We start from the raw sequence: 24,203 nt of genomic DNA, 5'->3' as shown, positions 1-24,203 counted from the left end.
TGCTCTATGACTAAATCTGAATGGCGACATCTACTTGTAAGTTAGTGAAACGAGCTACGCGCTCACTATCTGCGGGATTGTCGATAGAGATTTTTACTTCAATTATTCGGCGGTCTGTATCTGAACCAGGATTGATGCTGAAGATGCTTTGCCTGTCAACTTGCCAACCAATCTCTTTTACAGTTCCTTTTATTGTTCCAGTAAATGCAGTGCTGTTAATTGTAGCTTTTTGTCCTACACGCACTTTTTGAACATCGGTTTGATATACCTCTGCAATCACATACATTTGAGATGTTTTACCGATTTCAGCAAATCCTTTGCTGGTGCTGATTACTTCTCCGGTTTTGGCGTGAATTTTTAAAATTTTGCCATCTATGGGAGATTTAATGTAGCTTAAATCCAAGTCGGCTTTTGCTTGTTGAACAGAAGTTGTCGCACTGTTGACTTCGGTTTGTGCAACCTGAACATCTACACTACGCACTTCGCTAATACTGGTGAGTTGTGCTTGTGCTTGCTTGAGTTGTTCTTGGAATGTGTCTTGAGTCCGCTTGAGGGTGGCTTGGGCTTCTGTAAGTTGCTGTTGGGTAGTCTTTAGTTGCAAAGCTTTAGTATCTGCTATTGAAGCCGCGATCGCACCTTGTCTATATAATTGCTGATAGCGATCGTTCTCAGCTTGGGCATTGTCTACTTCCGCCTGGATACGGCCGATTGTCGCCTCTTGAGTAGCAACATCCCCTTTATATTGTGACTCTAAACGGGCGATCGCAGCTTTTTGAGCATCGATATCTCCGGTTTTCGCTCCAGATTTAACCTGCGCTAGTTTCGCTTTCGCAACTTGCAGTTGGTCTAAAGCTTGTTGTAAAGCTGTTCTAGAACGACCATAATTTTCTAGATATGCCAGTATTTGCCCAGCTTTAACTGCATCTCCTTCTTTTACCAACAGTCTTTCTACTCGCACCCCATTATTGGCATTGGGAGCATTTAAAGAAGTAACTTCACCTTCTGGCTCTAAACGTCCCAAGGCGGTTACAGCAACTTTCGCAGGAGCGACAGGCTTGGGAGAATTTGCTGCTGGTGTAACAACTTTCGGTTTAGACCAAAACGGCACTAAACTATAAAAAGCTATTAATCCGGCTGCTAAGGTTAGAGAAGCAGCTAAAATTACTTGCGATCGCCCCACGGGTTTTGTGAATAATCGGCTTTCTTTATTTACTGCCATATTTTCATTCCAATTCTGTTTTCTAGGGGATAGCCTGGTTATATTTAGTCGATTAAATATAGACTCATCCGCAAATTACCAAGAGGGCTTTTCCTCTAGGGTTCCTACCTTAATAAAATGGATGAATCTAAATTGGTTTTATATGAATTCTTGTACGCTTTTGCCGCCCAAGCTCACTATTTTGGCGTGAAAATTAATGATGTGTTACTTCAAAGCTTCCTAAGTTATATCCTAATTTGACATCTAATCCAGTAGCGTAAAATACAATAGCGCTAACCAGAAAACTTAACTATCAAGACCAATGAAGCGCTAATAAAAATGAACTCAGAATTGGGATAAACTTGTCATTAAGTATGACGTAAAAGTTGAATATTGTCAACCAAACAACTTTGCATAAATCCTGATTCTTTAACTAAATTATTTCATCACAGTAAGATTAGATGCTGCAAAAGTTACTTATCACTAATCTCTTCTCTAGCAATTGAATACCAACAGATAGTTAGTTATTAAGCAGATTTGATATTACTAACAGATTATTATTAGCAAGGTTGTGTACTATAAGACATTATTATTGCTTTTGATTCTACTAATTAAATGCATGAAGTTAAAAAGGCGGTTAGAAACCGCGTCTACACAGGCAAAACCCACCTCCGTGGGTTTCAAATACCCAATTGTTCTTAGTCCGCGGAGGCGGACTTTGTTTGTGTAGCCGCGTAAAGCCTTCTCTACGAGAGGCTTCGCCAACGGCATAGCTTCGCTTAACGCGTCAGCGTGCCGGAGGCTCTATTTTATTCGCCCTAACTGATGCAATCACGATTATGTTTATCAAGTAACATACTAAAAATTAATATTTGCTTTATAAATAACCACTTTGCTTTCTAACTTGACTTATGTTTAAAAATGACCAAGAACTTTGACTAAATTATGATGTTTCTCTGAGAAAACATACTTATGGCTATTCAATTCATCTATGTATTCATTCAATTGTGACTTACTAGACAACAGATTTTCATTGTTAACTTAATTCAGCACAAACTTATGGCTAACCCGTAGATAACAAAATCTCTCGTACATTTATAGAGTCATAAATTATACTTTTTTGCTTAACTTTATTCAAATTAACATCAGTGATTGTGGATGTTTTTTTATAAAATAACTTTAAAGAAATGATTTAGTTTCTGTAAAGCATGTTAATATTTTTATTAATCCAATGTCTTAAAGTGGTTGTACAAACTAGTTATTTAATTGAAATTTTGAAATTAAAAATAACTAAAGATAACTGCTTTTCTATCACTGTTTGCTCGTTTGATGACTTTCTCAACTTGCATAAGCTCGGATTAAAGGTGGTGTCTTTTGTGTAACGAACTTGTCAACTTTGCTGGTTCAAATAGCATAAAATACATTATCCCGAACGTTGAAATTGGCTATGACTTTAGAGATACAGAACGTTGTCATTAAAAACAGTTATTTTGCTGGCTGTGTTTAGGCTAGATAACCAAAAGCTTTCGGGTGAAAAAAACGTTTCTGTTCTCTTCGCTACTCCTCAGTTTCCATCACTCCAGTAGGATACCATTACTCAAAATCTTTACCATTACAAATGGATTAAATTAACTGGTCAAGCAGCTATTACACTCCAAGACTATTTTACCAGTTTTAACAACGTCATCGACCTATTGCCACAATATCAAGAGTCTAGCGTTGGATAACATTTTTGTGCGATGTCTACGACGGGCTACGCCTACGCAGTATGCCAAAGTCGCCTGTAAACATAAGGCTTTACCCCGGCAGTATGTATCGTGTGGTGTCGATTTGGAGATAAGTATTTAGCAAAATTAAGATAGCTAACTGCTTACAAAACCAGAGTTTTCCATTAATTAGTAGGCAACAGAATTACTGTAACTACACAATCCACAGTACTAACTATGCCCTATGTCTGCTTATTCAATTGATACTGCCTTAGCGGAGTTAGAAAGCCTTATCAATAATTGTGAAAAGGCTGTGATGAGGTCTATAGAGGAAAAAAGCATGAAGTCAGATAAATCAGATAAATCAGTGTCAATCAACAGAATTAACAGACAATTACAACACAATCCTATCGCCATCGTTGGGATGGCTTCTCTATTGCCTCAAGCCAGAAATTTACGGGAATACTGGCAAAATATAGTAAACAAAATTGACTGTATTACTGATGTTCCTTCCACTCACTGGAGTGTCGAAGATTATTACGATCCGAATCCGAGAACTACTGAAGATAAAACCTACTGCAAAAGAGGTGGGTTTATTCCAGAGGTAGATTTTAACCCGATGGAATTCGGCATTCCACCCAGCATTTTGGAAGTCACAGATGTATCGCAACTATTAAGTTTAGTGGTTGCGAAAGAGGCGATGGAAGATGCAGGTTATGGCGAAAAACGTGAGTTTAGCCGCGAGACTGTTGGTGTAATCTTAGGCGTGGCTATGGCCAAGCAATTAGGAATGCCGCTTTCTGCCAGGTTGGAATATCCGATTTGGGAAAAAGTTCTTAAAAGCAGTGGTTTATCTGACGAAGATACCAAAAAAATCGTTGATAAAATCAAAAGCGCTTACGTGAAATGGGATGAGAATGCTTTCCCTGGAATGTTAGCTAACGTAGTCGCGGGTAGAATTGCCAATCGCCTAAATTTTGGCGGACTGAACTGCGTAGTTGATGCCGCTTGTGCTAGTTCCTTTGGTGCTTTGAAAATGGCAATCAGCGAACTAGTTGAGCATCGTTCTGACATGATGCTGACTGGTGGCGTTGATACCGATAACACCATCATGGCTTACATTTCCTTCAGCAAAACACCGGCTGTTACTCCCAGTGAAAATGTCAAACCTTTCGATGCTAAATCTGATGGGATGATGCTGGGTGAAGGTATCGGGATGATTGTCCTCAAACGGTTAGAAGATGCTGAACGGGACAACGATAAAATATATGCCGTAATTAAAGGTATTGGTACTTCCAGCGATGGGCGTTACAAGAGTATTTATGCTCCGCGCAAAGAAGGTCAAGTCAAAGCCTTAGAACGTGCTTATGAAGATGCCGGCTTCTCTCCTGCTACTGTTGGTTTGATGGAAGCACATGGCACTGGCACAATGGCTGGAGATCCGACAGAATTCGGTTCTTTAAAAGACTTCTTTGATGTGCATGATGACAAAAAGCAGCACATCGCTTTGGGTAGTGTGAAATCACAAATCGGACACACAAAAGCGGCTGCGGGTGCGGCGAGTTTGATTAAAACAGCTTTGGCTTTACATCACAAAGTATTACCGCCGACAATTAACATTACTGAGCCAAATCCCAAACTCAACATTAAAAATTCATCCTTTTATTTGAATACCCAAACCAGACCTTGGATTCGTCCAGAAGGGGAAGCACCAAGACGCGCGGGTGTAAGTTCCTTTGGATTTGGTGGAACCAACTATCACGTTGTTTTGGAAGAATATGAAGCTGACCAAAACGCAGCTTACCGCTTACACAGTGATGCTAGTGAAGTGCTGTTGTTTGCTCCTACAGTAGAGCAATTGTTGAGCAAATCGGAAGAGATTTTAGGTAAGTTGCGATCGCCAGATGCACCCAGACACTACTCACAATTAGTCAATGAGTGCAAATCACAACAAATTCCCCTCTCTGCTCCCAGATTTGGGTTTGTCGCTGAAAATCTCGAAGAAGCTTGCAAGTTTCTGCAAACTAGCATTGACTGGCTGAAACTCAAAGGGTCAGCAGCATCTTGGGAGCATCCCCAAGGGATTTATTATCGCGCTTCTGGTATGGAGTTGGGTGGAAAAGTTGTCTCTCTGTTTTCTGGACAAGGTTCGCAATACTTGGAGATGGGACGCGAACTGGTAATGAATTTCCCTTTGATGCGCCGTCTTCATGGTTATATGGATAGCCTGTTGCTCAAAGATAATTTGCAGCCGCTTTCAGAAATTGTTTTTCCTCATCCTGTGTTTGAGGAAGCAGAAAAAAATGTCCAAATTGCTGCCTTGCAACGCACAGAATATGCTCAACCAGCCATCGGGGTGTTGAGTGCAGGGATGTACAGCATACTGCAACAAGCTGGATTTAAGTCAGATTTTGTGGCGGGGCATAGCTTTGGTGAACTAACAGCGCTATGGGCTGCGGGTGTTTTGAGTACGGAAGATTACTTGTTTCTAGTGAAAGCTAGGGGTCAAGCAATGGCGGCTCCAGAAGACCCGGATCATGATGCGGGAAGTATGCTGGCTGTCAAAGAAGACATCAGCAAAGTTGAAGCAGTAATCAGACATTTTCCGCAAGTTGCGATCGCTAATCAAAATTCTCCGACTCAATTTGTCTTGGCTGGGCCGACCGCAGAAATCGCAAAAGTCAGAGAGATTTTACACGAGAAAGGATATACAGCTGTATTGCTACCTGTATCAGCAGCGTTCCATACACCGCTAATCGCCTTTGCTCAAAAATCCTTTGCGATCGCAACCAAGTCTGTCAAATTCCAAAGTCCCAAAATCCCTGTTTACAGCAACGTTACCAGTAAGCAGTATCCCAAGGAAGCCCAAGGTATTCAAAAAATCCTGGAAACGCACCTTTCTAACTCAGTGCTGTTTAAACAGGAAATTGAAAATATCTATGCGGCGGGTGGTACTTGCTTTGTGGAATTTGGGCCGAGGAGAATTCTTAGCAACTTAGTGAAAGAGATTCTTGGCGATCGCCCTCATATTACTGTATCTCTGAACCCTAGCGTTCAAAAGAATAGCGATCGCTCTTTGCGAGAAGCAGTTGTGCAGTTACGGGTAATTGGTTTGGCTTTGAATAACCTCGATCCTTACCAACTTCCCCAAACTATCCCCCCAATTGAGACGAAGAAGACATTAAATGTACGTCTAAACGGCATCAACTACAGATCCGAAAAAACGAAAAATGCCTTCGCTCTAGCTTTGCAGGATGGGCATAAAGTCACATTACCCACTCCTGAATCTTCTGAAACTGTGGCTCCTTTATTTAGCAGCCCAGGTGTAACTCCACCTGTAGCAGTGATAGAAACTAACGGACATAAAAAACTTACCCCAGTAATGAACGGTGTGACTGCTAGTATCATCACCCAGCCAGAGCAACAGATGAATCCTGTTACCCTGTCACAACCAGTCCAGGAATCTAAGATGCAACCAACACCAGAAAAACTTACAAATTACGAACAACTTTTAGCAAGTTTAGAATATCTCCTGACACAGTTCCAGGAAAATCAAGCCGAGAATTTACAAGTTCACGGTACTTATCTCAACCATCAAATGGAATACGCTAAAGCGTTTTTCCAACTGATGCAGCAGCAGAATTCCTTGTTGAGTGAAAGTAAATCAACAGCCGAAACTGCCAAAATGAAGCTAGTTGTCATGGAAAGCCTAGAGCGCAGCATGATGCAGTTTCATTCCCAACAAGGTGAAACTCTACGCATCCATGAGCAATATCTTCAAGAGCAGTTGGAATATACTAAGAGCTTTTTCCAACTCATCCAGCAAGAATATTCTCAAATCATCTCTGGTGATGGAGCAACTCAACTAACAGAGAAACTCAGCAATTTCACTCCATTCACAACAGAAACAACTGTTAGTGATGCACCCGTACCCGCTACTACCAAGATAGTAGAAAGCCAGCCTTTGCCTGTAGCTAAAAATGGCTTAAATGTTACCCAAGAACCTCTCGCGCCCACTCCCCAGGTGGTAGAGCCTGTAGTTGAAACTTCCTATTCCCCACTTCCCACCCCTCACTTCGCCACTGTCGAGACAGTAGAGCCTGTAGTCGCGCCACCTGTCCCAGTAGTAGAACCCCAACCTGAAGTTGTAGTCAAAATTAGCTCACCTCCAGCTGAGGAAGTTGTTGCATTCACCCCAGAACCAGCACCCACAACTGCTGCACCTGTATCTAACGCAACTATCGATATTGTTGACTTGGATAAAAACCTCTTAGCCATCACCAGCGACAAGACCGGCTACCCAGTCGAAATGCTGGAAATGGACATGGACATGGAGGCTGATTTAGGGATTGACTCTATCAAACGGGTGGAAATCTTAGGGGCGCTACAAGAGATGTACCCCAACCTACCCAAGCCCAATTTAGAAGAACTGTCAGAAAAACGCACCATCGGTCAAGTTGTAGAGTATCTGCAATCCCACGCTTCTAAAGGTGTTGCGGTAGAAATTGCAATTCCTGAAGTACAACCAGCAACCGAGATTCCAGTAGAGACTGCACCAGTTGTTGAGGTAGCCGTTGCACCGGAACCAAGCGTAGTTGTCGCATTCACCCCAGAACCAGAAGTTGCTCCCGCTACAAGTGATGAATTTGCAAACTTAGGCGAAACCCTGTTAGCGATCACCAGCGATAAAACCGGTTATCCAGTAGAGATGCTGGAACTGGAAATGGACATGGAAGCCGATTTAGGGATTGACTCGATTAAACGGGTAGAAATCTTAGGGGCGATGCAAGAAACGTACCCCAACTTACCCAAACCGAATATTGAAGAACTCGGCGATCTCCGCACCATCGGTCAAATAGTTGATTACCTACAGCAGTTGGCTGGAGGTGAAAAAAAAAAGTCTGAGCCTGAGTTTGTCCAACAACCACCGGAACTAGAGCATACTATCCAGCGCCATCCGGTCAAACTCAGAAGCTTACCACAGCCCGATTATTTGGATTTCACGTTACCAGAGGGACACATCGGTTTAATCACCGATGATGGTTCCCTCACCACTTACAAATTAGCTGAATCCCTAATCGAGAAAGGCTGGAAAGTAGTAGTTATCAGCTTCCCCCAATCGCTCATTGCTCAACAAGCGCCCTTACCCACAGGAGTAACCCGCGTCACCTTAGCAAACTTGAGTGAAGAACATCTTCAACAACAATTGCAAGCGATCGCATCTCACTGCGGAACGATTGGGGCCTTCATCCACTTACATCCGATGTTTGTAGGAAATCACACCGGGAGTATTTCTTATAACGAATCAGAAAAGGCGATCGTCAAGCACGTATTTTTGATGGCGAAACACCTCAAACCCTCTCTAAACGAAGCCGCAAAGCATGGACGTAGTTGTTTCTGCACAGTAGCTCACCTTGATGGAGCCTTCGGTTTAGAGTACAAAGTCAACTTCGGTGCGATCGGCGCTGGTTTATTCGGCTTAACCAAAACTCTCAGATGGGAATGGCCAAAGGTGTTTACTCGTGCGATCGACCTAAGCCCCAGACTTGATGCTAAACAATCAGTACAAAACATCATCGCCGAACTTCACGACCCCAACCTTTATATAAGTGAAGTTGGGTATGGTTCACAGGGACGAGTTACCATTATTGCCGATTAATCTCTTCTCTCTGCGCCTCTGTGCCTCTGCGTGAAATTTCCCTTGTACGTAGTTTCCTCAATTCGTGGACAATTAAGGGTTTGATTTTAAACGCAAAGGGGCGCAGAGTAAAGCGCAGAGGAACGCAAAGTAAGTTTTGAGTCGATTCGCTACGAACTGAGGCAAAGCTCTACTAAACTTTTTACAGAACCGCAGAGGAGACAGAGAAGAAGATAGGAAACAACTTGTAACCAGTTTTCTAGAGCATCTTTTAATTACGAATTACGAATTAATACAAGAGGATTTATGACACAAACAGCCCAGCTTAGTCCATCATCTGTCTTTGTTGTAAGCGGCGGTGCAAAAGGGATTACGGCTGAGTGTACTATCAGATTAGCTCAACAGCAACCCTGCAAATTCATCCTCCTCGGTCGCTCCGAACTATTAGAAACCGAGCCAGATTATGCTCAAAATTCTGATGAATCCGCATTGAAAAAATGCATCATGGAAAATCTTCTTTCCCAAGGAGAGAAGCCTACACCCATGAATGTACAAAAAATATATAACAAAATAACCTCCAGCCGGGAAATCAAAAAGACTCTAGCAGCAATTGAAAAAACCGGAGCTAAAGCAGAATATATCAGCGTCGATGTCACAGATACGCCAGCTTTGCAAGAAAAACTTGCCACTGCTGTGCAACATCTCGGCCCAATTACCGGAATCATCCACGGCGCTGGAAACTTAGCTGATAAGTTAATTGAAAAGAAAACAGAAGAGGATTTTGAAAAGGTTTACACCGCCAAAGTTCAAGGTTTAGAAAACCTGCTAACTTGCGTTAACCCTAATCAACTTCAGCATTTAGTTTTGTTTTCTTCAGTCACAGGATTTTATGGAAATCCCGGACAATCTGATTATGCGATCGCAAATGAAATTCTGAACAAATCAGCCCATATATTTAAGCAAACTTATCCCTCATGTCATGTAGTGGCTATCAACTGGGGCGCTTGGGATAGTGGGATGGTGACAGCAGAATTAAAGAAGATTTTTCAAGAGCGGAAAATTGATATAATTCCCATTGCAGTCGGGGCACAAATGCTCGTTAAAGAAATGGATAACGCCAATCACGCAACCGCACAAGTTGTTATTGGTAGTCCGCTAGTTCCAATGGCTACAGAACTAGATTCAGAACTACGAACTTATCGTATTCGTCGCCAAATGACATTAGAGGCTAATCCATTTTTGCACGATCATACGATTGCTGGTTCTCCAGTTTTACCAGCAACTTGTGCAATGACCTGGATTATCAATGCTTGTGAGCAATTATATCCCGGTTATCGGTTGTTTAATTACCAAGATTTCAAAGTTTTGAAGGGAATTACTTTCAATGAGACATTAGCGAATGAACATCTTTTAGAAATAGAAGAAATTTCTAAAGTTAACCTTGAAAGAATCGAACTTAAAGCCAAAATTTCGAGTAAAAACCCACAAGGCAGAATCCAGTTTCATTTTAGCGCTCAACTCAATCTCCAGCGAGAAATCCCAGATGTACCCACTTATGAATCTCTCAATCTCGAAGAAGATAATATCATCACCGCTACAGGAAAAGATTTTTACCAAAATGGTGGGGCTACATTATTTCACGGCCCTGGTTTTCAAGAAATTAAAAGAGTTTTAAACATCAGTCCTGAAAAAATCACTACAGAATGTCTTTGGCCAGAACTCAGCGCACAGCAACAAGGACAATTCCCAGTCCAATGGGTAAATCCTTACACCACTGACTTGAGTATGCACGCCTTATGGGTTTGGACACAACACTTTCATGAAGAAGGTTGTTTACCTGGAAAAGTAGAAAAATTTGAACAATTTGCGATGATACCACATAATGAAACATTTTACGTTTCTTGTGAAGTACTAGCTAAGACACCAAGTAGTGCGATCGCAAACTTTATCATACACGACCGCCAAGGTAAAATATATTCACGAATGCTCGGCGCTCATGCCATTATTTGGTCAATGAAAATGCTCAGAAGCTAGTAATCTGTGAAATTCAAAGTTTGTAGTAAGGACTTTAGTCCTTGTTTTATAAGTACAGATTTGTGTGAACTTGTGGCGAATTGAGGGTTAAATTTTAAACGCAAAGGGGCGCAAAGGGAAACGCAAAGGTTCGCAGAGAATTCATGAAATGTTGTGCTAAGTACTAAAGTCTTTACTACGAACTATCAGGGCTAGCTTAATCTTAGGATTGTTATAATTTGCCTCGTTTGAAGTTTGGGGAACAGCGTAAATCCTGCCTTTTAATTATCTCTTGCTAAATACCCAAACTCGGAGCATATAAATCGTGGAAAAAATAGCCATCATCGCATTATCATGCCTATTCCCCGATGCAAAGAATCCTGAAGAATACTGGCAAAACATTGTTAATCAAAAAGATTCGACATCCTCTGCAACCGTCGAAGAAATCGGAGTAGATCCGACAATATTTCACAATCCAGTTAAAGGTACACCAGACAAAACTTATTCCCTCAAAGGCGGATACATCCGCAACTTCGATTTTAATCCATCTGAATACAATCTACCATCAGAATTTGTTGCTGGTTTAGATAACACCTTCAAATGGTCATTATATGCCGCTAAACAAGCAATTGAACAAAGTGGTTATTGGGGTAATCAAACTGTTCTAGCAAAATGTGGCGTAATTTTAGGTAATTTGTCATTCCCAACAAAATTATCTAATCAATTATTCTCTCCAATTTACCAGCAAGCTATTAATCCTGCTGTCAGAGAACTTTTGCAGTATGAAGACTTTAATTTAGCTGTACCAAGGGCAACCAAAGCATCTTTATACAATGCGATGATATCTGGTTTACCAGCATCTATCGTTGCTCAAGCTTTATCTCTATCCCAGATTAATTTATGTCTGGATGCTGCTTGTTCTTCCTCATTTTATGCGATTAAACTAGCATCTCATTACTTATGGTCACACAAAGCTGATGTCATGTTAGCTGGAGCCATAAGTTGTGCAGATTCGCTATTTGTGCGGATGTTATTTTCCGGTGTTCAAGGGTATGCAGAAAACGGCATCAGCCGTCCCTTAGATAAGTCATCTAGAGGATTAATCCCCGCCGATGGTGTTGGGATGGTGATGCTGAAAAGATATTCTGATGCCGTTAGAGATGGTGATAATATTCTCGCCACTATCTGCGGTAATGGACTCTCGAATGATGGCAAAGGTAAGCACTTACTGAGTCCGAATCCTAAAGGACAAGTTTTAGCTTTTGAACGAGCATACAATGAGGCGAAATTTAGTCCGAAAAGCATCGATTATCTAGAGTGTCACGCCACTGGCACATTGCTAGGGGATACAACCGAATTCAACTCTATCGAAACATTTTTTGGTCAAAATCAAGCTGCGCCTCTGGTAGGTTCTGCTAAGGCAAATACAGGTCACTTGCTAACTGCTGCTGGCATGGTTGGCTTGACTAAAGTGATTTTGAGTATGTCTCATGGTGTAATTCCAGCAACCATGAATGTTTCGGAACCTTTGACTTCAGAAAAAGGTACGATTTCTGCCGACAAAATTGTTAGAACAGCTACAGCATGGCCTAATAATCACGCACCAATAAAACGGGCAGCTATTAGCGCTTTTGGTTTTGGCGGCACTAATTCTCATCTGATTTTAGAACAAGGAAATACAGCAGAATCAGTTGAATCAACTCCACCTGTTCCACCTACTAAAGTCGCCATTGTCGGCATGGATGCCTTTTTTGGTAACTGCAATGGCTTAGATGCTTTTGAACGCAGTATTTATGATGGAACACAGCATTTTACTTCTTTACCGCCTCAAAGATGGCATGGTATAGAAAATCAAGAAAGTGTCCTGAAAGAGTACGGTTTAACAGACGGGAAAGCACCAGTAGGAGCATACATCAAAGATTTTGAAATCGATACTTTATCGTGCAAAATCCCACCGAATGAAATCGAAAAGTTAAACCCACAACAATTATTGCTCCTGAAGGTTAGCGATCGCGCCGTCAAAGATGCGAAACTACAGGAGGGTGGCAATGTAGCGGTTATAGTCGCCGCCGAGACAGAATTTTCCGTACATCAGCTACAGCAAAGATGGAATCTATCTTGGCAAGTTAAAGACGGCTTACTCAACCAAGGAATTTCTCTACCTGCTGAACAGCTGGCGCAACTAGAAACCATTGTCAAAGATAGCATTCACCAACCAGTAGAAATCGGCGAATATGTGAGTCACATCGCCAACATCATGGCAAGTCGGATTTCTGCTTTATGGAATTTCACTGGCCCTGCATTCACCGTCAGCGCTGGCGAAAATTCTGCCCTCAAAGCGTTGGAAGTTGCCCAAATGCTACTCGCTACGGGTGAAGTTGATGCAGTCGTTGTGGGTGCGGTAGATTTAGCCGGCGGTGTGGAAAACGTCTTGTTCCGCAGCCAATTTGCACCAATTAATACGGGTGTCAACACGTTGGGTTTTGACCAACAAGCTAATGGCTGGACGGTTGGCGAAGGTGCGGGTGCTGTCGTCCTCAAGCGCTACGAAGCTGCTAAGGAAAATAATGAACGCATCTATGCAGTAATTGATGCCATGAGTTTTGCACAAGGTAATTCTACTTTGAGTGACGCTTTGGTAAAACCTGATGCTTCAGCTATCAGTGATGTCTGCAAACAAGCTTTCGAGATGGCGGAGATTCAACCCACAGAGGTTAACTATGTAGAAGTCTTCGGTAGCGGCGTTCCCCAGGAGGATGAAGCCGAAATCACAGGTTTACTGCAAGCTTATCCGAAAGTGGGCAATGGTTTGCATTGTGCGTTAGGTAGCGTTAAATCCAATATCGGCCACACCTATACAGCATCGGGAATTGCTAGCTTAATCAAAACCGCTCTCTGTCTTTATTACAGGTATATTCCCGCCACCCCCAAATGGTCTGGTGTCAAAACACCGCAAGTATGGGAAGGTAGTCCTTTCTATGTGGCGATGGAATCAAGACCTTGGTTTGTCGATAAAGGCGGCACACGCAGAATAGCAGCAATTAATAGCATGGGTATAGATGGCAGTTACGCCCATTTAATCTTATCGGAGGAACCCAGCCAAGAGGAGCGCGACAACAGATATTTGCAACAAATGCCTTTTCATCTGTTTCCTATCGCAGTTAGCGATCGCTCCACTATACCCGATATCCTAAACCATCTCCAAAAATCCATAGAAGCTAGTTCTTCTTTATCAGCTACCGCCAGCGAAACATTTGCTACCTTTGAGCAGCAATCCGATGCAAAATATGTCTTATCAATCGCAGGACGTAACACAAAAGAACTACTCAAAGAAATTGAATCTGCCCGCAAAGGTGTAAATAATGCCTTTGAGAAAGGGACAGATTGGCAAACACCAATAGGAAGTTATTTCACAGCGAAACCATTGGGTAAAACTGGAGCAGTTGCTTATGTTTACCCCGCAGCAGTCAATTCTTATATCGGCATTGGTCGAACTGTCTTCCGGTTATTTCCGAAAGTCTTCGAGGACTTAAAAAGTAACAATCTCTACAATCGGGCTGCCGATGTTGAAAAGCTGGTTTATCCCAGAAGCTTACCTAAATTGACAACCAGGCAACTAGAAACTCTCGAAAAGCAATTGTTAGATGACTCCCTAGCAATGTTTGAAAGTGAAATCGCCTTTGCTAGATACATGACGGCAATTTTCCGAGATGATTTTAAAGTCAAGCCGCAATCTGTATTTGGGTATAGCTTGGGTGAAACTAGTATGATGGTTGCCCAAGGAGTTTGGAGTGATTTTGAGGGTGGAAGTAACACCTTAAACTCATCACCTCTATTTGGTGATAAGTTATCTGGGCCAAAAAATGCTGTGCGTGAATATTGGGGATTAACAGATTCACCAAACAACAATTTTTGGAATACTTATGTTCTCATGGCTACTCCATCTCAAGTTAGAGAATGTCTGAAACATGAGAATCACGTCTACTTAACTCAAATCAACACACCAGAAGAAGTATTAATTGCTGGTGAGGATGCAGCCTGTAAGCGAGTGATTGCAACTTTAGGTTGTAATTCTTTCCCCGCTCCCTTCGACCATGTGATACATTGTGAGGCGATGCGATCGCAGTTCGAGGAAATTAAGAAGGTAAATAGCTTACCATCGCAAAATCTTCCTGGGATTGTGTTTTATTCTGCCGCCGATTATCAACCAGTTGCACTTGATAGCGATACCATAGCGCATAATATCGCCAAAGGATTGTGCCAAGAACTTGATTTTCCGCAATTAGTTAATCGTGTCTACGGTGATGGGGTCAAAATATTTTTAGAAGCAGGTGCCGGTAGTGTCTGTTCACGATGGATTGACAAAATTCTCGGCAACAAAGAACATATCACAGTTTCTCTGAATCGTAGGGGAATGGATGACCATGCTTCGATGGTTAAAGCATTAGCAAAACTACTCAGTCATCAGGTGAATGTGGATTTATCACCGTTGTACAACAAAGCTCAAGAAAGTGCTAATTCAAGTAAAGCAACATTGAGAACAGTTACCTTGGGTGGAAAAGCGATCGCAGCTACAATTTTGAGCGAAGAAAATCGTAAACTTGTTGAAGATTTTGCTGGGGATCTTAGGAGCGATCGCTTCAAAATACAGCATCCAAAGATACCTAATCTCCAACAATCTGAAATTACAGATTCTCTTCACACTTCCAACCACATAACTCAACAAGAAAGTCATTCCCCTAACATCTTGCCTCAGCCAGAAGAAGTAAAACCGAAAAATATCATTGATAACGTTTTTGAAGCGAGAGAACAATTACAATCTTCTGAGTCAAGCGCAATAAGACAGCCAATTCCTGTTTCTTTCTCACCCGTCAGAACTCAAAAAATTAGTAGCATCATCAGCATGTTCGATTTAAATAAGACCCAGTATCAAAAGCTCAATGCTAATAATTCAAAGATAACTAAAGCACACACAGCCTTCTTACAAGCTAGACAAGATTACAGTCAGCAAATGAGCGAAATCATTCAATTGCAACTAGCTTGCGCCCAAAACTTGCTTAACGAAGAATCTTGACATAAGTCTACATACTTCAACCGTCAATAACCTTGGGTAAGGGGAAAGGTGAACTGATAAAAGGAAAATATTTCTTTCCCATTCCCTATTCCCCACTCCCTACTCCCCTTATTTAATAATTGTAATCCGAGGGATAACTACCGTGACAACCGTAGATACGGTACTAAGTAAACACGATAATGGTCTTAACTTCTCCACTTGGTCGCATAACAAAAACCAAGTTTGGAAAGGTTCTTTAGAAACAGTATCTTTTGAGAAACAAACCATCAAAGATAAATTGATGGTGTTAAATAAACCCTGCTACATCGTGAAAGTTGCCGGAAAAATCGGTGTCACTAATGAGGGTTATTTATCCCCTGGTGATAATGGCACAACAGCACAAGTAGAACTGCTAACATTTGCAGCCCCAATCCGCATTCAACAATTTGGAGATCCGAATTTTCTCTCCTCTTATGGAGTGAAATATGCCTACGTTACCGGCGCAATGGCTGGCGGAATTGCTTCCGAAGAAATGGTCATTGCACTCGGAAAAGAACAAATTTTGAGTTCCTTTGGTGCAGGTGGTTTAACTCCAGAACGTTTGGAAGCAGCCATAAATCGCATTCAAGAAGCTTTACCTCAAGGGCCTTACGCATTTAATTTAATTCACAGCCCCAACGAACCTGCGATTGAACGCCGCGCAGTGGATTTATATCTCAAATATCAAGTGAGAACAGTAGAAGCATCTGCATTTCTCGACTTGACCCCCAACATTGTTTATTACCGTGTTGCTGGATTGGGATTGAATAGCACCAATCAAATTGAAATCAAAAATAAAATCATTGCCAAAATTTCTCGCCGAGAAGTTGCGACTAAATTTCTGCAACCAGCACCAGCCAGAATAATCAAAGAACTCCTTGAACAAGGATTAATTACTGAGTTACAAGCAACCCTTGCAGCCAAAGTTCCGATGGCTGATGATATTACCGTCGAGGCTGATTCTGGAGGTCATACAGATAACCGTCCCCTAGTTTGTGTGTTACCTTCTATTATTGCCTTGCGGGATGAAATTCAAGCACAATATCATTACCAAACACCCATTAGAATTGGCGTTGCAGGGGGAATTGGGACACCACAATCAGCATTAGCAGCTTTCATGATGGGTGCTGCTTATATAATGACCGGTTCTATTAATCAGTCATGCGTTGAATCTGGGGCTTGTGAACATACCAAAAAGTTACTAGCCCAAGCTGAAATGGCTGATATGATTATGGCCCCAGCAGCAGATATGTTTGAAATGGGAGTCAAATTGCAAGTTCTCAAACGGGGTACAATGTTCCCCATGCGAGCGCAAAAATTATTTGAACTCTACCGCGCTTATGATTCCATCGAAGAGATTCCTTTGGCAGAAAGACAGAAATTAGAAAAACAAGTTTTTCGCAAAACTATTGCTGAAGTATGGGAAGGAACTGCGGCTTATCTGTCCCAAAAGAACCCTGAGAAACTTGGGAAAGCAGTCAATAATCCTAAACTGAAAATGGCGTTGATTTTCCGTTGGTATTTAGGATTATCTTCTCGCTGGTCTAGTTCTGGTGAAAAAGGTAGAGAAGTCGATTATCAAATTTGGTGTGGCCCAGCGATGGGCGGTTTCAATGACTGGGTACGCGGTTCCTATCTGTCTGAACCAAATAATCGTGGTGTAGTTGATGTTGCTAATCAAATTATGACTGGTGCAGCCTTTTTGTACCGTGTCCAAAATTTGAAAATTCAAGGACTGCAAGCTTCCGATTATTACAGTCAGTATCACCCTGTTCGTTCTACATCATTGTTGGAGATTTAAAAATGACTATAAAACAGTCTTTCACAGCAGAAGATATTCAAATATTTTTGGTATCTAACTTAGCTAAGTTGCTAGGAGTAGCAACTGATGAAATAGATATCAAAGAACATTTAGAAAACTATGGGTTGGATTCAGCCCAAGCAATGATTCTAGTAAGTAACTTAGAAAAATTACTAGGATTTCAACCGTCTCCATTGCTTCTGTGGCATTACCCAAATATTGAAGCTCTTTCACAGCGTTTAGCTGAAGAAGTGCAAGAAGGTTCACCAGTTCAAGATACAAAGGTAGTAGCCTCTAATGCCAACGCTGCACCCACTGTTCTAGATTTAGGTGCTGAGGCTGTTCTTGACCCCACCATCCATCCCGGCGCTGCATCTAATGTGCTTGTGGGTGAACCTAAGAATATCTTTTTAACTGGAGGAACAGGCTTTTTAGGAGCTTTTATCATCCGGGAATTGCTACAAGAAACTAATGCGGATATCTATTGTTTAGTGCGTGCTGCTAATGCCGAAGAAGGCAAAAGCAAACTCCAAAAAAATCTGGAACAGTATGCTATTTGGCAGGAAGAATTTACATCCAGAATTATTCCGATTGTCGGCGATTTATCTCAGCCATTATTAGGTATTGCTTCGGAACAGTTTCAAGTCTTAGCTGCAAATATTGATACCATTTATCATAGTGCTGCTTTGTTGAATTATGTTTTCCCATACTCAGCACTGAAAGCAGCCAATGTTTTAGGCACTCAAGAAGTTTTGAGATTAGCTTGTCAAGTTAAAGTCAAACCTGTACATTACGTTTCTAGTGTTGCTGTTTTTGAATCCACTGCTTATGCTGGCAAGGTTGTCAAAGAGCAGGATGAATTCAATCATTGGGAAGGTATTTATCTTGGTTACTCACAAACAAAATGGGTAGCTGAAAAGTTAGTTAAAATTGCTCGTGACCGTGGACTGCCTGTAACTATCCATAGACCACCACTGATTTCTGGTGATAGCAAAACAGGTATTTGTAACACACACGACTTTATCAATCTGATGACCAAAGGTTGTCTACAAATGGGATATTTCCCTGATGTAGATTATATGTTGGATATGTCACCTGTGGACTATGTAAGTAAAGCGATTGTTTATCTATCACGGCAGAAAGAATCCATCGGGAAAGCTTTCAATTTACAACATCCCCAACCTGCCGCTTTGAAAATGCTAGTTGAGTGGATACGCTCTTTTGGTTATTCAGTTGAAATGATTCCTTATGAAAAATGGCAATCTGAGTTAATCAATAATGTGACTTCTGCTGACAATCCTTTGTACACTCTGCGACCATTTTTGCTGGAACGTTGGTCTGATGAACAACTAACTATTCCTGATTTGTATTTACAAGCTAGAAGACCTCATATTAGCTGCCAAGATACTCTTCACGCATTGGCAGGTAGTTCTATTGCTTGTCCTCCAATTGACTCTCAATTGTTTATGACTTATACCGCCTACTTGATTCAAAGTGGTTTCTTGAATCTCGCTTAGGAGTTCACAACTTGCGTAGGATGTGTTAGGAACGTAACGCACTATCCCGGATACTTTCGGTGCGTTACGGAAGCCGTAACACACCCTACAACTACAACAAAACAAGTTTATTTAGTCGATTTTTTTAAAACTCAGTACTGCTGAATAGTTAATATTTCAAATGCCAGCAACAACTTATATACCAACAGTGGCAATATAATTGCCCTGTTTTTTTATGCTCAATAATGTAAACTTTCAGGATTCACCCCTTGACAGAAGCAATTGAGGATAGAATGGTTAGTGTTGGGCATAACAGTTTGATTTTATCTGCTGGCTGCTGTGATTAATCAAAAGCCAGTGCTAGTAGTTTGAAATCACCGAACAATTTTAATGCTCCACTTATTTGATGTATAAGTCCTAAATTTACGTTTGGACTGTTACATTTATCCAAGGCATTACACAAGCATTTGAAAGGGTAATAACTTAAGACAGTTATTGTCGGTTCAAATATTACGCGTACTTAATTGTAGAACGAGAACCACTGTAAATGCAAGGCAGCTTCATCAAGTTGAATTCACCAATATTTTTACATGAACAAAACACATCAAAGTCAGAGCAAAAAAACTGCTCTTATTACTGGGGCAGCCGGTGGAATTGGCTACGAATTAGCCTGTATTTTTGCCACTCATGATTACAATCTAGTCTTAGTAGACAGAAACGGGCCAAAGCTAGTAGAAATTGCAGCTAAATTCCAAAAAGAATTTGGAAATCTTGTCAAAACTATTGTTAAGGATTTATCTATATCAACTGCTCCTGAAGAAATTTTCACGGAGTTGCAACTCGCCAATATTAATGTTGATGTACTGGTAAATAATGCTGGATTTGGTATCTATGGATTATTTCACGAAACAGACTTAGCTGCTGAATTGGAAATGCTACAGGTAAATTTGGTGTGTCTCACCCATTTAACCAAGCTATTTGTAAAGCACATGGTAAAGCAAGGTGAAGGTAAAATATTGAATGTTTCTTCGGCTGCTGCTTTTCAACCAGGGCCTTTGATGGCGGTTTATTTTGCTACTAAAGCTTATATCTTATCCTTTTCGGAAGCGATCGCTAATGAATTAGAAGGTACTGGTGTCACTGTGACAGTTCTTTGCCCAGGCTCAACAGAATCTGGCTTTCATGAAAGAACTGGAATGGCTGACTCTAAGCTGCTCAAGGGTAAGAGGATGATGGATGCACGAACAGTAGCTGAAGTTGGTTTTCGTGCCTTAATGAAGGGTCAAACCATCGTCATTCCTGGTTTGCTCAATGCAATACTTGCAAAAAGCGTCAGATTTGTACCTAGAAACTTAGTGACAAAAATTGTGCGAAATATGCAGGAGGATAAGTAAGCTGGTTGTCATTTGTCCACAATATCTCTCTTGTTTCATGCAGGAGATGAGCTTAGTCAACATCAGTATTGCCAACACTTCAAATCCCAGCCAAAATTCTCTACCGCAACGGCAGCAACATAATTGTTTGCAGGTACTAGTTCAAAAAGACTCCAGTCTTCAGTTATCTGTAACTTGGCTGGTTCTGTGGGAGTTAGCGATACTTCAATTTGCTCTAACTGGGATAGTCCGTCTCCGGTTGCTTTTAAATAAGCTTCCTTACAAGTCCAGTAACGGAAAAATACCTCTTGCTGTTGGTTGGGAGATAGCGATCGCAACATCTCATATTCTCTCGGTAAAAAGAACCGTTTGGCAAGAGCTTCAATATCAGACATCGGGCGAATATATTCTAGGTCTACACCAATTGGGTGGGTACAATTCACCGCACACAAACCCAACCCTTGGGAATGAGACAAGTTAAACGCCAGTCCACTATCGGCAAATGTATCTGCTAATACTGGTTTGCCACGCTGTTGATAATTAAACTGCACTTGTAAAGGCTGGATACTTAAATAGCGACCTAATATTGTTCGTAGGATACCACGACCAGCAATGAAACGCTGTCGATGTTCCTGAAAATAGAACCGTTCAGCACGAGCCTTTTCGTCATTGGAAAGAGTCGCTGCTAAATTTTGCAGCTGTACTTCTGGTTGGTCAAGTTCTATGCGCCAGACATGAATCTCATCCGGTAACAAAGTTAAATCTGTCGGTGCAGGTAGCCAAATATCATTAGAAGCGGTCATTGAGTCAAAAAGTCAAGGGAATTTTAATCTAGTAGTTTGTTTAATTACGACAATTATTATCGGTGGATCTGGTTTGATTCTTTAGCGCTACTATACTATGCGCCAGACCAACGCGGTAAGCGTAGCCATGCCGTCAGGCTTATCGCTTTTGCTGACTAATATCGTGATTTATTGCTCTATAGCAGTCCTAAATCATTCGTGAAAATTATATCTCTTTCTTCTTTCTTTGCTTTGCGTCCTTGGCGGTTCGTTTCCTAATCTATATTTTTCACAACTCAAATAGAATTGCTTTATATTTACGTGATTTACGTGCCATTTTTATTACTTTAGATGTATGAGCATTAACTCAAGGCTAAACCCTCTGAAATAGAATACATTAAAACCCTTGACAGAGAATAAGAAATTTTCTTTTGGCTAGAACATTAGCTATTACAGTATTACTCCAAGGAATTACGAGCAATGTCTGCAAGTATTTTGTCAGTACCTAAGCTTTGCAAAGGTCAAACAGTAAGGTTTATGGGTGGGGAAGGTGTCATCAACAACTACCGATTTGAGTCAGATAGATGGGAATATTTGGTGGAGATGCCTATGGGGCCAGAGCCAGAAATGGGTAGGGTTGGCTATGAAACTATGATTTGGCTATCTGAAGTAGATATCTCTTCAATAATTTTTAGCCAGAATTGTTAAATCCGAAACAAAAAACCCTTGCCAAAGCTTGTTAAAAACCTATTAGAACTACTTTTTTCTAGAGATAGCGAGGATGAATGATAATTAATTTTGAGTACCTTGCCTTCTTTGTGCTGCTACTGACAGCGCTTGTATTAGCAATTAAGGAAATGAGCGTTGCTTTGGATGAAGTAGATATTGAGCGCTTTACTCTTTGGACAGGTATTGCTTCTGTCATTGCTGGTTTACCAATAATATTGTGGTAAATTCTTAGCCAATGCTATTTTCTCTATTTTGGACTTCCAAACAATACGACTTCATCCGTCGAGTATCCTAGCAACTAGAATATTTTCTCGCTTACCCTATTCGCTTTTCCTCCAACCATTGTAAAACCCGATTCCATGCCCACCAAAGATCAGAATCGTTTACTTGACGCTGGCACTCTTTGCTGCTCAAATAGCCAACATGGCCGCCGTACTGAGTGAGTAACAAATCTATTGCGGAATTGCGATCGCAAGCTTCTTCTAATTCCGGTATGATACTTGGGTCAAAAAGTGGATCATCGGCAGCATATAAAATCAAAGTCGGTTTCGAGATTTGCGGCAATATTTGTAAAGCACTACTAGCTTGGTAATATGCTTCCACGGAAGGAAAACCTAGTCGCTTAATTACCAGTTCATTGTCAAAACCCCAAATGCTATTTGCCCGTTCAATTGCTGCAAAGTCAAGGCTTCCAGGATGAGCATCATGAATCCGCCATGCCAGTTTTTTTAAATTTTTTGCAATTCCTGCTTCCAAATATCTGCCAAAGGGCTGTTTAACTAGATAAGATAGCGATCGCTCCGAATCCAAACTCGGACAAATCACCATACCACCGCCAATATCGCTATCTTCTAATCCTAAATCTTCATTCTCCTTAATCACCTCACCAGCAACCTTCACCGCCCATAGTGCTAATTGCCCTCCTAAAGAATACCCTGTAAACCAAAATTTACCCGGACATCCCATTTCCTTAGCAGCAGCAGCGATGCGAACAAAATCTTCCCCCTCATACAAACCATCAGAAGTTAGAGTTGGGGACAATTCGGCCGTTTTGCCGTGGGCTCGCCAATCAAATAACACAATCGCATACCCTTGAGCGTAAGCCTTACGTCCCAGCACCCTCAAAAACCATTCAGTCTCTAGCTCTCCAGTAATGCCATAAGTACCGATAATCGTACTGTGAGCATTTTCCGGGATGGCAACCAAGCCAAAAATTGGCACACCTTGACCACCAATGAATATTTTTTCGTGATAAGACGGTTCTGGGTCTTTAGTAGTACTTTCCCAGTGGCGCTTTCCCCACAAAGCGGTGTATACAGTCATGATCAGACCGTTTTGTAAAAACCAAGACGGATTGTAGGGGGGAGTATAACACATCATAGACTATAAGATTTCGTGTAATTGAGTCTTGATTTCACAGTCATTTAATCTTAATATTTATGTAAGATTTAAAAACTTTTTCATCATTGATTCAAAAATCTTTGTATCTATCAAAGGTTGTTAATTATCCTTAATAAGTAGTAATAATTTTTAAGAATGCCGAGGATTCTTGTCATAGACGATGACCCAGCGATTTCAGAACTAGTTGCCGTCAACTTGGAAATGGCTGGCTACGATGTTAGTCAAGCTGAAGACGGCATCAAAGGTCAAGCGCTGGCTCTCCAGCTGCAACCAGACTTGATCATGCTCGATTTAATGTTGCCCAGAGTAGATGGGTTTACCGTTTGCCAACGCCTGCGCCGCGACGATCGCACTTCTGAGATTCCCGTGTTGATGTTGACGGCTTTGAGCCAAACTCAGGATAAGGTGGAAGGCTTCAATGCTGGCGCAGATGACTACCTCACCAAGCCTTTTGAAGTTGAAGAACTCCTGGCGCGGGTGCGGGCACTTTTGCGGCGGACTGACCGGATTCCCCAAGCCGCAAAGCACAGTGAAATTCTCAACTATGGCTCATTAACCCTCGTTCCCGAAAGATTTGAGGCAATATGGTTCAATGAAACGGTGAAATTGACTCACTTGGAATTTGAGCTACTTCACTGCTTACTACAACGCCACGGTCAAACAGTTTCTCCTAGCGAAATCCTCAGAGAAGTTTGGGGCTATGATCCTGATGATGACATAGAAACGATTCGAGTGCATATTCGCCACTTGAGAACTAAGCTAGAACCAGATCCTCGCCACCCCCGCTATATCAAAACAGTATATGGTGCTGGATACTGTCTTGAGTTACCCGGTATCCCTCCATCAAATGAAGGAGCTTCAGTAACAGTCGTTGAATAGAAATCACCCAAGCAGTACTGAGTGGTGAGTGTCCACGTTTGTAGGCAGCTGTGCTAGCCTACAAATTTTATCAAACAGAATTCAGGAGTCATATC

The 24,203-nt window shown here is 41.5% G+C and carries 12 protein-coding genes and 1 pseudogene; 10 read left to right on the top strand and 3 right to left on the bottom strand.

The genetic code is table 11. The features are described from left to right. Positions 1–10 precede the first annotated feature (10 nt). A complete protein-coding gene (locus VB732_RS00190; RefSeq protein WP_323228793.1) occupies positions 11–1,219 on the bottom strand; it encodes an ABC exporter membrane fusion protein in 1,209 nt (402 codons plus the stop codon). A gap of 1,426 nt (positions 1,220–2,645) precedes the next feature. On the opposite strand from VB732_RS00190, the pseudogene VB732_RS00185 reads away from it, so the two are divergent. The 7 genes and pseudogenes from VB732_RS00185 (at position 2,646) to VB732_RS00155 (ending at position 20,338) form a co-directional block, all read left to right on the top strand. Next, a pseudogene (locus VB732_RS00185) lies at positions 2,646–2,925 on the top strand (hypothetical protein). A 223-nt stretch (positions 2,926–3,148) separates the two neighbouring features. Then, positions 3,149–8,563 (top strand): polyketide synthase, encoded by a 5,415-nt coding sequence (locus VB732_RS00180; RefSeq protein ID WP_323228792.1) that lies wholly within the window; start codon positions 3,149–3,151, stop codon positions 8,561–8,563. Between the two features lie 285 nt (positions 8,564–8,848). Continuing rightward, on the top strand, positions 8,849–10,576 hold the full coding sequence (locus tag VB732_RS00175) for an SDR family NAD(P)-dependent oxidoreductase (protein ID WP_323228790.1): 1,728 nt from the start codon (positions 8,849–8,851) through the stop codon (positions 10,574–10,576). A 304-nt stretch (positions 10,577–10,880) separates the two neighbouring features. Continuing rightward, a complete protein-coding gene (locus VB732_RS00170; protein WP_323228789.1) occupies positions 10,881–15,629 on the top strand; it encodes a PfaB family protein in 4,749 nt (1,582 codons plus the stop codon). 142 nt (positions 15,630–15,771) lie between these two features. Next, entirely contained in the window at positions 15,772–17,448 is a 1,677-nt protein-coding gene (locus VB732_RS00165; protein ID WP_323228787.1) for a PfaD family polyunsaturated fatty acid/polyketide biosynthesis protein, read from the top strand. A gap of 2 nt (positions 17,449–17,450) precedes the next feature. Further along, on the top strand, positions 17,451–18,965 hold the full coding sequence (locus tag VB732_RS00160; RefSeq protein WP_323228786.1) for a thioester reductase domain-containing protein: 1,515 nt from the start codon (positions 17,451–17,453) through the stop codon (positions 18,963–18,965). A gap of 569 nt (positions 18,966–19,534) precedes the next feature. Then, positions 19,535–20,338 (top strand): SDR family oxidoreductase, encoded by an 804-nt coding sequence (locus VB732_RS00155; protein ID WP_323228784.1) that lies wholly within the window; start codon positions 19,535–19,537, stop codon positions 20,336–20,338. A 62-nt stretch (positions 20,339–20,400) separates the two neighbouring features. Here VB732_RS00155 and hetI read toward each other — a convergent pair whose 3' ends face one another. Continuing rightward, positions 20,401–21,120 carry a 4'-phosphopantetheinyl transferase HetI gene (gene hetI, locus VB732_RS00150; protein WP_323228783.1) on the bottom strand — a complete coding sequence of 240 codons (720 nt, stop codon included), beginning with the start codon at positions 21,118–21,120 and terminating at the stop codon, positions 20,401–20,403. Positions 21,121–21,579: 459 nt separating this feature from the next. On the opposite strand from hetI, the gene VB732_RS00145 reads away from it, so the two are divergent. Further along, on the top strand, positions 21,580–21,807 hold the full coding sequence (locus tag VB732_RS00145) for a hypothetical protein (protein WP_323228782.1): 228 nt from the start codon (positions 21,580–21,582) through the stop codon (positions 21,805–21,807). Between the two features lie 77 nt (positions 21,808–21,884). Continuing rightward, the gene (locus VB732_RS00140; RefSeq protein WP_323228781.1) at positions 21,885–22,052 is read left to right on the top strand and encodes a hypothetical protein; all 168 of its coding nucleotides are present in this window, start codon (positions 21,885–21,887) and stop codon (positions 22,050–22,052) included. Positions 22,053–22,143: 91 nt separating this feature from the next. Here the strand turns inward: VB732_RS00140 and VB732_RS00135 are convergent, their stop codons facing one another. After that, positions 22,144–23,208, bottom strand: coding sequence for a YheT family hydrolase (locus tag VB732_RS00135; RefSeq protein ID WP_323228780.1), 1,065 nt, complete (start codon positions 23,206–23,208; stop codon positions 22,144–22,146). A gap of 156 nt (positions 23,209–23,364) precedes the next feature. Between VB732_RS00135 and VB732_RS00130 the strand changes: the two genes are divergently transcribed. Then, positions 23,365–24,108 carry a response regulator transcription factor gene (locus tag VB732_RS00130; protein WP_104905330.1) on the top strand — a complete coding sequence of 248 codons (744 nt, stop codon included), beginning with the start codon at positions 23,365–23,367 and terminating at the stop codon, positions 24,106–24,108. Positions 24,109–24,203 lie beyond the last annotated feature (95 nt).

The organism is Nostoc sp. UHCC 0252 (genome assembly GCF_034931145.1).
Lineage (GTDB): Bacteria > Cyanobacteriota > Cyanobacteriia > Cyanobacteriales > Nostocaceae > Nostoc.
Note: the sequence above shows the minus strand (reverse complement) of the source record. Positions and strands in the feature narration are given on the sequence as shown.

Excerpts from the sequence above, each read along its gene's own strand:
- VB732_RS00190 (WP_323228793.1), bottom strand. The coding sequence starts at position 1,219 with ATGGCAGTAAATAAAGAAAGCCGATTATTCACAAAACCCGTGGGGCGA.
- VB732_RS00155 (WP_323228784.1), top strand. The coding sequence starts at position 19,535 with ATGAACAAAACACATCAAAGTCAGAGCAAAAAAACTGCTCTTATTACT.
- hetI (WP_323228783.1), bottom strand. The coding sequence starts at position 21,120 with ATGACCGCTTCTAATGATATTTGGCTACCTGCACCGACAGATTTAACT.
- VB732_RS00180 (WP_323228792.1), top strand. The coding sequence starts at position 3,149 with ATGTCTGCTTATTCAATTGATACTGCCTTAGCGGAGTTAGAAAGCCTT.
- VB732_RS00140 (WP_323228781.1), top strand. The coding sequence starts at position 21,885 with ATGATAATTAATTTTGAGTACCTTGCCTTCTTTGTGCTGCTACTGACA.
- VB732_RS00160 (WP_323228786.1), top strand. The coding sequence starts at position 17,451 with ATGACTATAAAACAGTCTTTCACAGCAGAAGATATTCAAATATTTTTG.
- VB732_RS00135 (WP_323228780.1), bottom strand. The coding sequence starts at position 23,208 with ATGATGTGTTATACTCCCCCCTACAATCCGTCTTGGTTTTTACAAAAC.
- VB732_RS00145 (WP_323228782.1), top strand. The coding sequence starts at position 21,580 with ATGTCTGCAAGTATTTTGTCAGTACCTAAGCTTTGCAAAGGTCAAACA.
- VB732_RS00130 (WP_104905330.1), top strand. The coding sequence starts at position 23,365 with ATGCCGAGGATTCTTGTCATAGACGATGACCCAGCGATTTCAGAACTA.
- VB732_RS00175 (WP_323228790.1), top strand. The coding sequence starts at position 8,849 with ATGACACAAACAGCCCAGCTTAGTCCATCATCTGTCTTTGTTGTAAGC.